This window comes from Bacillus mycoides, from assembly GCF_018742245.1.
GTDB lineage: Bacteria > Bacillota > Bacilli > Bacillales > Bacillaceae_G > Bacillus_A > Bacillus_A cereus_U.
Map to the genome: position 1 here is coordinate 2155970 of NZ_CP036132.1, position 14556 is coordinate 2170525.

A 14556-nucleotide genomic window follows, 5' to 3' on the forward strand; every position below is an offset into this window, starting at 1 on the left:
ACTACGTTGAAGTTACATAAAGCTCTTCATCCAAGTTTTATAAAGCGAATGTATTATATGAGGTTTATTGGGAAGTTTGCAAAAGCTGAGGGAGAGAAGAATGGGGAAAATTTCTTTGTACAATGTCTTTCTCCAATACCTTTAACTTTACAAGAGTTATTTCCGACTGGGAAATATTTGTTTGAAGGATTATGCAGTAATAAAAAGAATGAAAAAATCTTTACTGATTTAAAGAAGCGTAAATTAGAAAAGCAACTGGTTATGTTTCGTCTTTATTATGATCGTGGAAATTTATTACTGGAATTAATATGCACAGAAGAGCCTCGGGAAATAGCATCCTCATATAAATTGATTCCTTCACCAAAGGTCTCAAATTATAAAAAGAGAGCGTCTTTGGAACGGAAGTTAGGCAACGGTTACTTATCATTTCTTATACCTAAATTACCAAAAGACTTTGAGCCTCCAGAATTATTGTGGCATGAAGGAAGGCTATATGGAAATTTATCGTTAAAATCATCAATAAGTTCAATTTCATATTTTGAGCAAAGAAAAGAATGTAAATATATTGAAATAAACGAGTGGATGAAACATGTAGAAATAGCAGTAGATGATCATTTATATTTTGTAAGTGAAAATGTGTATGACCAACTAAATAAACGAATTGTTGAAGAAGGTAAGTTAGTTGAAGTAGAAGATATTAAAATGCAAAAGGAGGACTGGGAATGGGATGAGCGTGAATCCTCTTTTTTGCAGTATGTACAAAGTATGGTTCGTAATAAAGGGCTATATTTGGATGATACAGATATATATAATTTTCACATTAGTGTTAAAACCAATATGTTAACAATTGTTGGTGGTATACCAGGTGTTGGGAAATCACGCTTTGTGCAAGCTTATGCAGAAGCACTTGGATTACGTTATGGTGAAGAATTAATTTGGATTCCGATTTCACCATCGTATCAAGAACCACATGATATTCTCGGTTATCTTCATCCGAATGGTAATTTTATTGAAAGTGAAACGAAGTTAGTTCGGACATTGTTAAAGGCTAAAGAAAACCCAAATCAATTGTATATAATTGTGTTCGATGAAATGAACATGTCACATATTGAGCATTGGTTTACTCCGTTTTTATCCGTGCTTCAACTTGAAAAGAAAAATCGTATTTTGAGTTTGTATGAGAAAGTACAAGAAATAGAAAATCAAATTCCACCTTCAGTGGAAATTGGTGAGAATGTTATTTTCGTAGGCACTGTAAATTTTGATGAAACGACGAAAGAGCTTTCCGATCGATTATTAGATCGAACAAATTTGATTACATTACAAAAAATTCCGTTTTGCGAGATGAGTATAGAACATGAGAAAGTTGTTCAGCAACCCCCGCTGAAAGTAACAACGGGAGAATTTCGACTCAATTGGTTTAGGAATAAAGAGATGATCGAAGTGTTTACTGAAGAGGAATTAGAGTTATTGGATAAGTTACATGATGTATTATCATCGCACGATATATCAAAAGGAATTTCTTTCCGATGTGCAAGCGCAATCGCTACGTATTTGCAAAATATACCGTTCCAAAATAATCAATCCTATATGATTAGCAGGGAAGAAGGTTTTGATTTGCAAATAAAGCAACGTGTATTAACGAAATTAAGGGGGACAGAAATGACAGTGGGCTCTCTACTTTCTGAAGAAGCAAAAAGGGGAGCGACATTGGTACCACTTTTACAGTCTCCGCTTGCAAATCGTGTATCTACATTTGAACATTCTTTAGCTTATATAAGACAAAAGCGTAGAGAACTGGAGCTGTATGGCTATGCAAAATGAGGAGCGTTATGAAACAGCAATCGTCGATACGAAAGAAACGCTCCCGTTTGTATTGAAGCTAATTATTGGTACTGAGGGGAAAGGCGATTTTATCCTTTTAAACCGGCTTTGTACGTCTACTACAGCATTAGTTCAATGTATTTATAAAGTACAGGAATTAAAACCACTGAAATTGCATTTCCATTATCAAAATCCAATGGATATTACATTCATATGGAATAAAGTATATGAGGGACAAAAGAATATAAAAGAGTCACAATATGAATTAAATGAAAAAAAACAAAGAGTATTAGTGTATGAACATGGAAAAACTGAATTTTTTTATCCGTGGCGCTGTGGCTTATACCATTTTGAAGTGCATATAGAAGATAAAACTTATTATGGTGCGTTTCAAGTTGTTCCTAAAAACTTTTTTGATGACCAATTTGAAATGATTCAAGATTATGTGAAGTCAATTTTAAACGAGTTAATTTTAGATAGAGGTTATTACAAGAAAACTTTCTCAGCACTTAGCGATATTGAAGATTCTTCTTATTTGGTATTGTTAAGAAAGTTGCCACAAAAAATGAAAAGAATAAAACAAATTTTTAAGAAAGTAGAATCGAATGCGGAATTTGTACACGAATATGAATGGGAAACGAAAGAGCGGAAGACAACGAGAAAAACTGCCATTATGACGGAAAGAAAGCTTTATGCGAAATATTACAACCGTAAATTTAAGGAGAAAAAAAATAGTATTGAAAATGCATTTCTTAAATTTAAAACGATGCAATTCTATTATTATTTACTTGAAGCAGAAAGTTTTGTACGTAAAACTATTGAAATACTAGAAGGAGAAAAGAAGAAAAAGTCAGATGAATTTCAAGCTGTTAAAACAATTATGAAAACGATTGAACGAAATGGATCCGTGACGGATAGGGAAAAACAAAAATATAGAAATTTACATTTACTGAAAGAAGCAGATTTACGGAAAAGTTCTGTGAAAATACAAGAATATAAAATATTAGCTCATATCGTATATGAAAGCGTGCAATACTTTCGAAATTTATTGTATTCTCCATTTTGGAGGGAAGTTTCTGAAACAGCTACCATTAATTCGAACACTTTATCTATACCGCATCAACAATTAATCTACCATTTAGAATTGTTACCGCAACATACAGAGCAACCCCCATCTTTATTATTCGTATATAAACCAACGTTTTTAGTGTATGAGTATTACGCTTTTTTTATCGTTATTTCTATATTAGAACAAATCGGATTTGAAGATAAGAATCCTATCCGTGAACAAATACAAGAACATTTTTATTTAGACGGATTACAAGATGGAACGACAGTGATATTACATCGAGATGGTATAAAAGTGCACGTCGCGTTTAATGATTTAATTGAAACACACCCTCTTATTGCACTAAGCAAAGGAAGTAATTTTTATAACGGAGAGGACACAAAGAAGCCGGATATTCGTTTAGATTGTTATGTAAAGGAAGAAGAAAAGTATGTATATAAATCTTCTATTATTATCGAAGTGAAATACAGCCCTATGTACAATATTTTTCAGCCTGTCGGTAATACGAAAGCAACTGAGCAAATGTATAAATACTGGTCCATTAAGTATGTAGAAGAACAGAATGGCAAACGAATTTTTAAGCGAAGAGCGATTTATGAAGTGATTTGTGTATATCCAGGTAGCCATATGCATAGTAAAAAAATTGAATCTGGTTGTGGAGTGTTTTTACAACTATATCCATATAAAACGAAACAAGGAGAAGAGAAGTTGGCTGGGAAGCATGGGATGATTCAAATTTTTGAGAAATGGTTAAAAAGTAATAAAATGTAAAAGGAATCCTTTTTAATGAAGGATTTCTTTAGGTTAAGAAGAATTATATGCCATAAGGAAAGAAGTATAACGTGGGTCGAACTTGAAAGGATAAACATTTTTCATTAGAGCAATTAACTTTCTTTGTATGTATGATTGTATAAGAAAGTAAGAAATGGTACATGTGGGGGAAAAGAGTGTGAAATAGGAATTTAATTCAATTTGCAGAATATAATAAGACATAAATATTTTTAGTTGCATACGAAGATTTGTTCTTATATGATAGTAAGTGAAAGCGTTATCAAAAACAGAAAGGCGATGGGAAAGGCGGGTAAATATGTTCCAGCGTGTTCAAACAAAGGAAGAACATTTTTGGTTCGAGCAACTGTGGGGAGATTTTTGTGAAGAAAGAAACTTAATGTTTGTAGAACGTAATTTAAATCCATCACGATTTTTATTAATAGAAGATGAACATCATATTGGTACAGTAGAATGTATTAAGTTTACAGTACCTGAACAATCAAATTCTGAGTTTTTCTATCCGTTTTCTAAAAATGATTTAGTGAAAGATTTGAAAAATGTGTATGAAATAGGAAAGTTAAGTATTACGAAAACGTCTCGGGGGAGAGGACATTTCAAAAGGCTGGCAGCTATTTTATTTATGCATGCGTTAGAGACGAAAGCGGAATGGTATATTGCAGCAGTTACAAAAAGAATGTATATGTATTTACTTACACTCGGTTTTCCAATTGAACCGATAGATAGTCCATTCCAGTTTCATGATACTTTACAAGGTGTACCAGTGCGGATTCATGCTCGAAAAGGGGTTACACATCTGTATTCTTTGAAAGAATTCCGTGATATTATTCAAGGGAATGCTCATGCGCAGGTACTTATTGCAGAATACAGTAAAAATATTATGTTAACAAAATGAAAATATATGAATATGTATAGTATGAAGAAGGGTGTCATATTACAGTCATCTTTCTTCATACGAAAAAGTAGACCCTTATTTTTGTAATAAGGGTCTAAAAGGTTATAGTCCAAATATACTAAAAATCATTTTACGACGCTTCGGTTTCTTTTCTCTTTCATATGTTGGTTTTGCATCAGGAGTAATGTATATTGGTTCTTCTTTTTTTAGGGCAGTTTCTAGTTTTTGAATTCGTTCTAACATTTCCTCCATTTCGCGGCGATGTTGTAAAAGTTGGTATGTAACGACATCATTTGCTTTATCTTGCATTTGTTCTTCCATTCGATCTAGTCTTCTTGTAATTGTGGTTAATTGAGCTGTTAATTGTTTAAAATCATTCGATGATGTATTTTGAACAATTGTGTTTACTTGAGTTTTTAATTTTTCTACATCATTTGAAGATGTTTTTTGAGTAGTTTGAGAGTTTTGAGGCTGGTCCATTTGAGAACGATGGTATTCTAACATTAGATCTAAATCACCTTGTGTAAAAATAAAATGACCATATTTATTTTTTTTTATCGTAAGATTTAATTGTTGTGCAATCCGGACAACAGCCTTTGGGCTAACACCTAATTTCTTTGCGATAAATGGTGTTTTATATTCCAAAATAATCCCTCCTATATATATCCTGTTGAATGATTTCTAGTTATGTAGCAAGTTCCCTTCAGGTGTGACAAAAGAAGTGTGGAATCGGCAAAGAAAGTGTTTTTTCACGAAGTTTAGCTGTTTAGCACATACGATTTATATAAATCATTTTCAGTTATCGGAAAATTGGAATTATTATAGTTTGACGATAATAAGCTAATTAGATTATCATAATTATAAATATCTTTTTTATGTATGCATATAATATATAAAAAGGTGGTTACTAATGTAGAATTTTATTAGAGTATAAGAATGCTTACTTCACTTGAATAAATTTAAGTAGGAGGTGGCTTCCTTGCTTACACTGTAAGTAAGGAAAAGTATTTGGACATATATAGTATAAGTATAGTGATTGTTTTAATTGCCTTAACGGCATTTTTCGTGGCAGCAGAATTTGCAATTGTTAAAGTGAGGAGTTCACGAATTGACTATTTAATTGCAGAAGGAAATAATCATGCACTATCTGTCAAAACAGTCATTACAAACTTAGACGAATATTTATCGGCTTGTCAATTAGGAATAACTGTTACAGCTCTTGGGATTGGGTGGTCTGGTAAACCTGCGCTAAAGCACATGTTTGATGTGTTGTTTGCAAATTGGAACGTCCCTACTCAACTCGCAGACATTTTCGCTATAATTTTAGTATTTTTGTTTATCACATTTTTCCATGTGGTAGTAGGAGAGTTAGCTCCAAAAACATTCGCGATTCAAAAAGCAGAACAAGTGAGTTTCTTTGTTGCTAAGCCACTCATTTTGTTTTATCGTATTGCATTCCCATTCATTTGGATTTTAAATGGATCAGCTCGGTTAATTACAAAGTTTTTTGGGTTGAAACCACCAAAAGGGCATGATGAAGTGCATTCAGAAGAAGAATTGCGCTTATTAGTTTCAGAAAGTTATAAAAAAGGTGAGATTAATCAATCTGAATATAAGTATGTAAATAAAATATTTGAATTTGATGATCGTATTGCGAAAGAAATAATGGTACCACGAACAGAGATGAATATTTTAAATAAAGAAATGCCTGCTGAAGAGGCTTTACAAAAAATGTCTCATGAAAAATATACGAGGTATCCGGTTGTTGATGGTGATAAGGACCATGTAATAGGCTTTGTGAATTTTAAAGATATATTTACAGATTTTGTGAAGCATCGAGTTGTTAGTGAAAAGACAGTGGAGCAATATATTAGGCCAATTATTTTAGTTATTGAATCTATCCCAATTCATGATCTATTTTTAAAAATGCAAAGAGAAAGGACACATATCGCTATATTAATTGATGAATATGGTGGTACATCAGGTCTTGTAACTGTTGAAGATATTTTAGAAGAAATTGTAGGGGATATTCAAGATGAGTTCGATACTGATGAACAACCGGAAATCCAACAAGTTAGTGAGACGAAAACGATTTTTGAGGGGAAAGTACTTGTTAGTGAAGTGAATGCATTATTAGGTTTGACTATTGACGACGATGATGTCGATACGATCGGCGGTTGGATCCTAACAAAAAATATTGAGATTTCCGAAGGTGATACCATTGAAATTGAAAAGTATAAGTTTTGTGTGAAAGAATTAGATGGACACTATATTAAGAGATTAGAAGTAACGAAACCTTCAGAATCGATTGTTATTGTAGGAGATGAAAAAAAGATTTCGCTCCAAGAACAAATTAGTTCGTAAACTCTGCTACAAGGCAGAGTTTTTTTTGAGCAAAATGTTTTTTGGTGTATTAGGGCTATGATACAATTACATAAGTCAGACCTTTCACCAGGTGAAATAAATGTAATGTATTATTGTATACATATATTTGGAAGGAGAACCACTATGAAACAGCATTTATATATAAATGGGATATGGAAATCAGTAGGGACGTATAAACCATTGTATGCACCATATTCTGAAGAAACATTAGCGGAGATTGCGCAAGGTACAGAAGATGACGTTAAGGAAGCAGTAGTTTCGGCTAAAAATGCAATGAAAGAAATGAAAAAATTATCTGCATACGATCGCGCAACCATTTTAGAAAGGGTTGCACAAAAAATGGATGAGAGAAGAGAAGAGTTTGCAGAGATTATCGCAAAAGAAGCTGCAAAACCAATTCGTGCTGCACGGGGAGAAGTAGATCGCACTGTTCAAACATATAAGTTTGCAGCTGAAGAAGCGAAGCGAATATATGGTGAGACGTTACCATTAGATGCTGCGCCAGGAGCAGAGGGACGTATAGCGTATACAATTCGACAACCAATCGGGGTTATTGGTGCTATTACACCGTTTAATTTTCCACTTAATTTAGTAGCACATAAAGTGGGTCCAGCAATTGCGGCTGGAAATACTATTGTGCTAAAGCCAGCAGACCAAACGCCACTTTCGTCGTATGCATTGGTTGAATTATTTGAAGAAGCTGGTTTACCAAAGGGAGCTTTCAATATAATTTCTGGACCTGGATCTGTTGTAGGTGAGGCATTAGTAAAAGATGAAAACGTTGCTAGTATTACTTTTACAGGAAGTCCGAAAGTAGGTATTGGAATTAAGGAAAAAGCTGGATTGAAACGAGTGACGTTAGAATTAGGATCGAACGCTGCTGTAATTATTGATGAAGATGTTGAATTGACAGACGAAATAATTGAACGTGTAAAATGGGGCGCGTTTGTGAATAATGGACAAGTTTGTATTTCAGTACAACGTGTTTTTGTGCATGAATGCAAAATGGAGGAGTTTATTACAAAATTAACGAAAGCAATGGAAAACGTTGTAGTAGGAGACCCGCTTCATGAAGAAACAGATGTATCGGCACTTATTTCAAAAAACGATGTAGAACGTATAAATTCATGGGTGGAAGAGGCAGTTAAGGAAGGAGCAAATGTTGTATACGGTGGTAACAAACGTGATGCAAGGATTTTTGAACCAACTGTATTAACAAATGTTCCAGAGTATGTATCTGTTCAGTGCCAAGAAGTATTCGGTCCACTTATGACTGTAAATACATTTAAAGAATTTGATGAGGCTTTAGAACAAGTAAATAATTCACGTTATGGATTACAAGCAGGTGTATTTACAAACAATCTATGTAAAGCAATGCGTGCAATTGATGAATTAGAAGTCGGTGGTGTCATGATTAATGATATTCCAACGTTCAGGGTAGATCATATGCCTTATGGTGGTGTGAAAGAGAGTGGCACAGGCCGTGAAGGGATTAAATATGCAATAGAAGAAATGACAGAAATGAAATTAATATGTATTAAAAAATAAAAAGTACACTTTTTTAATCAAGTGTACTTTTTATTTTACTTCATTTCTTGTTTGAAAATATCATCCTCGGCATAAATGTGTTCTTTATCTACAGCAGTGCTATGAGATAGTACTAAACCGATTGGTGTTTCTGTGCCTTTATTTTGAACAATTGTAAAAGGAACATTTTTTTCATTTGCTAATTTAATGTATTTTGATAAATGTGGGTAAGCAATGCTACCATTTAGGAATAGTTGTAATGATTGAGAAGAACGCATGCTACCTGTTACTTCTGTATACACATTACTTTGCATTACTTGACCGATGGTTAAAGCGATTTCTACACGCTCACGTAATGTAGTTAAGTACATATTACGTTCTTCTGGTTTGTTTTGCTTTTGGCCATATATGCCTTCTTGGAGATAGTCTTCCACATTTTTATTTACCATATTTTTCACACCTTTCACTTCTTATTGTACGCAAGAATTAAAAAGGATGCAAAAAAAGTAGTTTTGAACAGGAAAATAATTTAAAAAATGAGAAGGGAAAAGGGATATATGAATACAACTTATTTAAATAAGAAAGGAAAAATAAATTTTATCAACAGAAATTAACAAAATGTGACAAAAATCTATTAACGAAATGTATTTTTTGTGTTAATATTCAAAATATAAAGGGTATTCGTCGTATGGAAATGGAGGGAATGGAGGTTTTTCCAATCGATAAGGATATTAAAGAAGTATTTTGTTCGCACTTGAAAAACAACAGGCACCAATTCGTAGAGAACTGGAAAAACAAAATGATAATTTCCGAAAAAGATCCATTTAAACAAGAAGTTGTTCAAAATGGAGAAAATTTATTAGAGTTAATTATCGGACTTATTATGGAAGATAAAGACATTAATTATCTTCAGCCATTATGTGAGAAAATGGCTATTGAGCGTGCAGGTGCAGATGCGAATATTGGAGATTTTGTTTACAATGCAAATGTGGGAAGAAATGAACTTTTTGAAGCAATGTGCGAATTGGATGTAAGCGCCCGTGAACTGAAACCGATTATGGCCAAAATACATATTTGTTTTGACAAATTAATTTATTATACCGTTTTAAAATACTCAGAAATTATATCGAGGAATTTAGAAGAAAAACAGCAATATATAAATGAAACACATAAAGAAAGGCTTACGATTCTAGGGCAAATGTCGGCTAGTTTTGTGCATGAATTTCGTAATCCGCTAACTTCGATTATGGGATTTGTCAAGCTATTGAAGACAGACCATCCTAATCTATCGTATTTAGATATTATTTCACATGAATTAGATCAATTAAATTTTAGGATTTCGCAATTTTTACTTGTATCGAAAAAAGAAATGTGGAATGAATCGGAACGTTTTTGGCTAAATGACCTATTTCAAGATATTATACAATTCTTATATCCAAGTTTAGTTAATGCAAATGTTTTGATTGAAAAGAATTTGCCGTATCCTATTCCACTCGTTGGTTACCGGAGTGAAGTGAGGCAAGTAGTTTTAAATATTTTAATGAATTCGATTGATGCTCTTGAATCGGTGAAAGAAGAGCGGAAAATTATTATTGATGCATTTGAAGAGGATCAGGCTGTTCGCATTGTTATAAAAAATAATGGGCCTATGATTCCAGCAGAAAATGTAGAGACCATTTTTGAGCCATTTGTAACTACTAAAAAGCTAGGAACCGGTATTGGATTATTTGTATGTAAACAAATTGTAGAAAAACATAACGGATCCATATTGTGTCGTTCGAATAACGATTGGACAGAATTTCAAATTACGTTTCAAAAGTAAACAGTCTACACCATACAAATGGTGTAGACTGTTTTAATTTGTAAGTATAACGGTCTCTAATTTTGGATCCTCAGTTGAATAACCTACCATTGAAATTGTGTAAATTGTATTTGGTTCAACGTTGAATTTCGGAATGGTTAATAGTACTTTTTTTGTATCCGCAAGTGAAACTTCAATATCTGCTGTACCAGGGCTAACTTGTAAAAAATCTGTTATTTGTTTAAAGAGTACATTTTCAAATAAATGATCCCCATCTTTTAAATTTACATTTACTACTGGAGTGTCTGGTGAAAAATGTGCAAACCGTATTTTTGCTTGACCAGATGGTAAATGAGTATTATCAAGAATAGGTTGTAATTGGAGATGATTATCGCTATTGACCGCTGCAAGGGTATAAGCGTGATTCCCCATTATTGGTACTAATGCTGAGAATATTGGAGTTTCGTTTCCGACAGGGACAATATCAATACGGTATTTACCTTGTACTAATGATAAATAAGGACTGAATTGTTTAAAAGAAATATTTTTAATAACCTTTTGTCCGTTTATTATAATATCAACTGCTGGTGTATGGGGAGCTGTGTGAAAAATTCTCATATGTGACGGTAAAGTTGCTTCTTGCGAATCTCTCTTTTCATATGCTTGTACAAGTTTTGTAATTGCATCATGGTATTTCATATAGAGTTCTACATATCTTTTAGGATTGCTATATTGATAGTAACGAGCGAGCTGTTCGTAACGTGCAGCTTCTTGGCCGTATTTTTCAATTTCGGATTGAGTCATGAACATTCCTCCTTTATCATCATTACAAATATATGCGAAGCTAGAAAGAGGTTATGCAAAAAACTTGCCTTTCTAGAAGGAAAAGTTAAAATGGGGATTTTTTTATTTATAGGCAAACACACATACAAATCGATAATTGTCCTACATAAATTATAAAGGAAAGGTAGTTTGACTTTGATGGAAGGAGTGGAACCCTTGGAATGTGGAAATCCCAATAGTTATTGGGAATGAAGTTATGGAGGATTTGGTGCTATAAGCTGTGGGACGAATTATGGATTTGCATTATGAGTATTTCTATTAATTTTAGTGATGCGTTGGATAAGGTAATACCGATAAAAGAGCGTCGTGCCGAACTGATTAATATGGTTAATCGGTTCTTTTTTTATTGTTCTAAACAGGTGATACTATTTGTTAAGTAATAGTTACAATAAATGTGGCGAAGTAAAGTGTCGAATTTTGTTTGAAAATATGCAATATAAAGTAGGATAATAGGAAGGAGAATAACGGGAGTTCCGTCGAAGTTTACACAATGTCAGCAATTGAGGGGAGCTGATATTATGGTAAAAAAATATTCAATTTGTTGTTATCTTAAATCAGAGAGGGGTATTTAAGCGTACAGGTAAGGGTTGGTCTTCGTTTTAAGTTCTGAATTTTCTGTTTTCAAAATAATATTTAGCACTCATTTGTATATTTTATAATAGTTTTTTGATAAATTCACTGCTTTCGCAGAGGGTTCTTTTTTATGAAAGAAACGTCAATTTTCTTCATATATATATACAAATTGGAGAAATGGGGGAGCGCTATGCGCGATTACTTAATTAAACCACTTGTTGGTCAGCCGTATCCAATGATTTCACATGGAAAAGGTGTTTATTTATATGATCAAAACGGAAATAAATATTTTGATGGTTCGTCAGGAGCGATTACGGCAGGTATTGGACATGGCGTAACAGAGATTGCGGAAGTTATTAAAAAGCAGGCAGAGGAGATTGCTTTCGTTTATAGATCACAGTTTACGAGTGAACCGGCTGAAAAATTAGCGAAGAAGTTGAGTGATTTAAGTGTAGGAGATTTGAACTGGAGCTTTTTTGTGAATAGTGGTACGGAAGCAAATGAAACAGCTATGAAAATTGCAATTCAGCATTTTCAAGAGCGTGGCATTCAAGGGAAACACAAAATTTTGTCGCGCTGGATGAGCTATCATGGTATTACGATGGGAGCTTTATCTATGTCGGGGCATCCGTTACGTAGACAACGTTTCGTATCAATTTTGGAAGATTATCCGACTATTCCAGCTCCATATTGTTTCAGATGTCCGATGCAGAAGGTATATCCAACATGTCAGCTTGCTTGTGCGACTGAACTAGAAAGAGCGATTGAACGAATTGGTGCAGAACATATTGCAGCTTTTATTGCTGAACCGATTATCGGAGCTGCTGGAGGCGCGGTTGTTCCGCCGAAAGAATACTATAAAGTAATTAAAGATATTTGTAGTCATTACGATATATTATTTATTGCGGATGAAGTAATGACTGGACTTGGTCGTACTGGTGCATGGTTTGCTATGGAGCACTGGGGTGTAGAACCGGATATTATGACGCTTGGTAAGGGGCTAGGAGCGGGTTATACACCAATGGCAGCGACAATTGTAAGTGACCGTGTTATGGAGCCGATTTTACATGGATCACGTTCTGTAATGAGTGGGCATACGCTTAGTGCAAATCCATTGTCTGCAGCAACGGCTTTAGCTGTTATTGAATATATGGAGAAACATAATTTACCTGAAAAAACAGCAGAAAAGGGAGAGTATTTATTAAAAGGTTTGCAGAAAGTTCAGCAACAATCTACAATCATTGCCGATGTGCGTGGAAAAGGATTGCTAATTGGAATAGAATTGCAACCGTTTACAAAAGCGTCGGAGCTTATTTCAGTTGCTGCTAAAAATGGACTGCTCTTATACCAAGCTGTTTCAGGGCAAGCAGGAAAAGAGGATAGTGCACTGCTTGTTGCACCACCAATGACAACTACATATTCTGAGTTAGATGAATTACTTTCAATTTTTGTACAGAGCGTGGAAGAGATGATGCAAAAAGGAGGGCATAGTATCGCATGACAACCATTACAAATACATTTGGTAAATTAAAAGAAATAGAGGAAGTAATTTCTTTGTTCCATGATGATATGACATTAATGTTTGGGGGATTTGGAGGAATAGGATCCCCTCCATCTTTAATTCAAGCTGTTTTAGATAAAGGCATTACAAATTTAAATTTAATAGGAAATGATACTGGATTTCCTGATGTAGGAATCGGTCGTCTTGTTACGAATGAAAGGGTTAAATCTTTAGTTACTTCTCATATTGGTTCAAATCCAAATGCGGGAAGACAATTAAATGAAGGAAGATTGCAAATTGAATTCTCTCCGCAAGGAACACTCGCAGAGCGTATTCGCGCTGGTGGTGTAGGGCTTGGTGGTATTTTAGTTGATGTTGGTGTTGATACGATTGTAGAAGAAGGAAAGCGTACAGTTGAAATGAATGGAAAGATATATTTAGTTGAAACAGCTTTAACGGCTGAAGTCGCAATTGTATACGCGAAAAAGGCGGATCCGTTTGGCAATCTTGTATTTGATAAAAGCGCTCGTAATATGAATCCACACGTAGCTATGGCTGGTGACATAACGATTGTAGAAGCAGAAGAAATTGTTCCACTTGGAAGTTTAGATCCAGAAGAAATTGTCGTCCCAGGTGTATTTGTAAATTATATCGTGCCATCGGAAGGAGTGAATTGGAAATGGGTATGGGCGTAGAAGTAAGAGATAAGATTGCAAGACGTGCAGCGAAAGAAATTCAAAATGGTATGCTTGTAAATTTAGGTATTGGGATTCCATCGCTTGTACCGAATCATTTGCCAGAAGATATGAATGTTATGTTTCATGCGGAAAACGGTATTGTTGGTATGGGACCAACGCCAAGTAAAGGGAATGAAGATGAGAATTTATGTAACGCAGCCGGTTTACCAACATCTCTCATTACAGGAGCAAGTTATTTTGATAGCTGCATGGCATTTGGCATGATTCGAAAAGGATTACTTGATGTTACGATACTTGGTTCGTTACAAGTAAGTGAAAATGGTGATTTAGCGAACTGGATTGTACCAGGAAAACGTGTTCCAGGTATTGGAGGAGCGATGGATTTAGCGCAAAAAGCGAAGCGGGTCGTTGTTGTGATGAATCATGTTGATAAATACGGAAATGCAAAGATTGTTTCGGAATGTACATTGCCATTAACCTCGAAAAAATGTGTAGATTTAATTATTACAGACATGGCTGTCATGGAAGTGACTCCAAGAGGACTTGTCTTACAAGAATTAATGAGTCCGTACACTGTAGAAGATGTAAAACGACATACGACAGCTGATTTTCATATAAGCTCAAATTTACTAGTAATTGAATGAGGGGAGT

The 14556-nt window shown here is 34.2% G+C and carries 12 protein-coding genes; 9 read left to right on the forward strand and 3 right to left on the reverse strand.

Annotated features, from left to right (window positions below; genetic code table 11):
* The first annotated feature begins 6 nt into the window (after window positions 1-6).
* The 3 genes from EXW56_RS10960 to EXW56_RS10970 all read left to right on the forward strand — a co-directional run bounded on the left by EXW56_RS10960 (window position 7) and on the right by EXW56_RS10970 (window position 4577).
* Window positions 7-1824: an AAA family ATPase gene (locus EXW56_RS10960; RefSeq protein ID WP_002202125.1), complete on the forward strand. Its 1818-nt coding sequence runs from the start codon at window positions 7-9 to the stop codon at window positions 1822-1824.
* Window positions 1814-3664 carry a hypothetical protein gene (locus EXW56_RS10965; RefSeq protein ID WP_215597469.1) on the forward strand — a complete coding sequence of 617 codons (1851 nt, stop codon included), beginning with the start codon at window positions 1814-1816 and terminating at the stop codon, window positions 3662-3664. The genes EXW56_RS10960 and EXW56_RS10965 overlap by 11 nt, the downstream gene beginning before the upstream one ends.
* A gap of 316 nt (window positions 3665-3980) precedes the next feature.
* The gene (locus EXW56_RS10970; RefSeq protein ID WP_215558427.1) at window positions 3981-4577 is read left to right on the forward strand and encodes a hypothetical protein; all 597 of its coding nucleotides are present in this window, start codon (window positions 3981-3983) and stop codon (window positions 4575-4577) included.
* 102 nt (window positions 4578-4679) lie between these two features.
* On the opposite strand, the gene racA is transcribed toward EXW56_RS10970, so the two are convergent.
* Window positions 4680-5222: a chromosome-anchoring protein RacA gene (racA, locus tag EXW56_RS10975; protein WP_002200614.1), complete on the reverse strand. Its 543-nt coding sequence runs from the start codon at window positions 5220-5222 to the stop codon at window positions 4680-4682.
* 363 nt (window positions 5223-5585) lie between these two features.
* Here racA and EXW56_RS10980 point away from each other — a divergent pair, with 363 nt between their 5' ends.
* The gene (locus EXW56_RS10980; protein WP_070128325.1) at window positions 5586-6941 is read left to right on the forward strand and encodes a hemolysin family protein; all 1356 of its coding nucleotides are present in this window, start codon (window positions 5586-5588) and stop codon (window positions 6939-6941) included.
* Between the two features lie 144 nt (window positions 6942-7085).
* Entirely contained in the window at window positions 7086-8510 is a 1425-nt protein-coding gene (locus tag EXW56_RS10985; protein ID WP_215558428.1) for an aldehyde dehydrogenase family protein, read from the forward strand.
* A 35-nt stretch (window positions 8511-8545) separates the two neighbouring features.
* Here the strand turns inward: EXW56_RS10985 and EXW56_RS10990 are convergent, their stop codons facing one another.
* Window positions 8546-8938 (reverse strand): YueI family protein, encoded by a 393-nt coding sequence (locus tag EXW56_RS10990; RefSeq protein ID WP_002157973.1) that lies wholly within the window; start codon window positions 8936-8938, stop codon window positions 8546-8548.
* 239 nt (window positions 8939-9177) lie between these two features.
* On the opposite strand from EXW56_RS10990, the gene EXW56_RS10995 reads away from it, so the two are divergent.
* Entirely contained in the window at window positions 9178-10311 is a 1134-nt protein-coding gene (locus EXW56_RS10995; protein WP_087952669.1) for a BA2291 family sporulation histidine kinase, read from the forward strand.
* Window positions 10312-10344: 33 nt separating this feature from the next.
* Here the strand turns inward: EXW56_RS10995 and EXW56_RS11000 are convergent, their stop codons facing one another.
* On the reverse strand, window positions 10345-11094 hold the full coding sequence (locus tag EXW56_RS11000) for a DUF4397 domain-containing protein (protein WP_002148186.1): 750 nt from the start codon (window positions 11092-11094) through the stop codon (window positions 10345-10347).
* 802 nt (window positions 11095-11896) lie between these two features.
* Here EXW56_RS11000 and EXW56_RS11005 point away from each other — a divergent pair.
* The 3 genes from EXW56_RS11005 to EXW56_RS11015 are packed head-to-tail and all read left to right on the forward strand — an operon-like array spanning window position 11897 to window position 14549.
* On the forward strand, window positions 11897-13207 hold the full coding sequence (locus EXW56_RS11005; RefSeq protein WP_002148184.1) for an aspartate aminotransferase family protein: 1311 nt from the start codon (window positions 11897-11899) through the stop codon (window positions 13205-13207).
* Window positions 13204-13902 (forward strand): acetate CoA-transferase subunit alpha, encoded by a 699-nt coding sequence (atoD, locus tag EXW56_RS11010; RefSeq protein ID WP_002202119.1) that lies wholly within the window; start codon window positions 13204-13206, stop codon window positions 13900-13902. The genes EXW56_RS11005 and atoD overlap by 4 nt, the downstream gene beginning before the upstream one ends.
* Window positions 13887-14549, forward strand: coding sequence for a CoA transferase subunit B (locus EXW56_RS11015; RefSeq protein WP_002202118.1), 663 nt, complete (start codon window positions 13887-13889; stop codon window positions 14547-14549). The genes atoD and EXW56_RS11015 overlap by 16 nt, the downstream gene beginning before the upstream one ends.
* The last annotated feature ends 7 nt before the right edge of the window (window positions 14550-14556 follow it).

Excerpts from the sequence above, each read along its gene's own strand:
- atoD (WP_002202119.1), top strand. The coding sequence starts at position 13,204 with ATGACAACCATTACAAATACATTTGGTAAATTAAAAGAAATAGAGGAA.
- EXW56_RS11005 (WP_002148184.1), top strand. The coding sequence starts at position 11,897 with ATGCGCGATTACTTAATTAAACCACTTGTTGGTCAGCCGTATCCAATG.
- EXW56_RS10970 (WP_215558427.1), top strand. The coding sequence starts at position 3,981 with ATGTTCCAGCGTGTTCAAACAAAGGAAGAACATTTTTGGTTCGAGCAA.
- EXW56_RS10965 (WP_215597469.1), top strand. The coding sequence starts at position 1,814 with ATGCAAAATGAGGAGCGTTATGAAACAGCAATCGTCGATACGAAAGAA.
- EXW56_RS10990 (WP_002157973.1), bottom strand. The coding sequence starts at position 8,938 with ATGGTAAATAAAAATGTGGAAGACTATCTCCAAGAAGGCATATATGGC.
- EXW56_RS11015 (WP_002202118.1), top strand. The coding sequence starts at position 13,887 with ATGGGTATGGGCGTAGAAGTAAGAGATAAGATTGCAAGACGTGCAGCG.
- EXW56_RS11000 (WP_002148186.1), bottom strand. The coding sequence starts at position 11,094 with ATGACTCAATCCGAAATTGAAAAATACGGCCAAGAAGCTGCACGTTAC.
- EXW56_RS10985 (WP_215558428.1), top strand. The coding sequence starts at position 7,086 with ATGAAACAGCATTTATATATAAATGGGATATGGAAATCAGTAGGGACG.
- EXW56_RS10995 (WP_087952669.1), top strand. The coding sequence starts at position 9,178 with ATGGAAATGGAGGGAATGGAGGTTTTTCCAATCGATAAGGATATTAAA.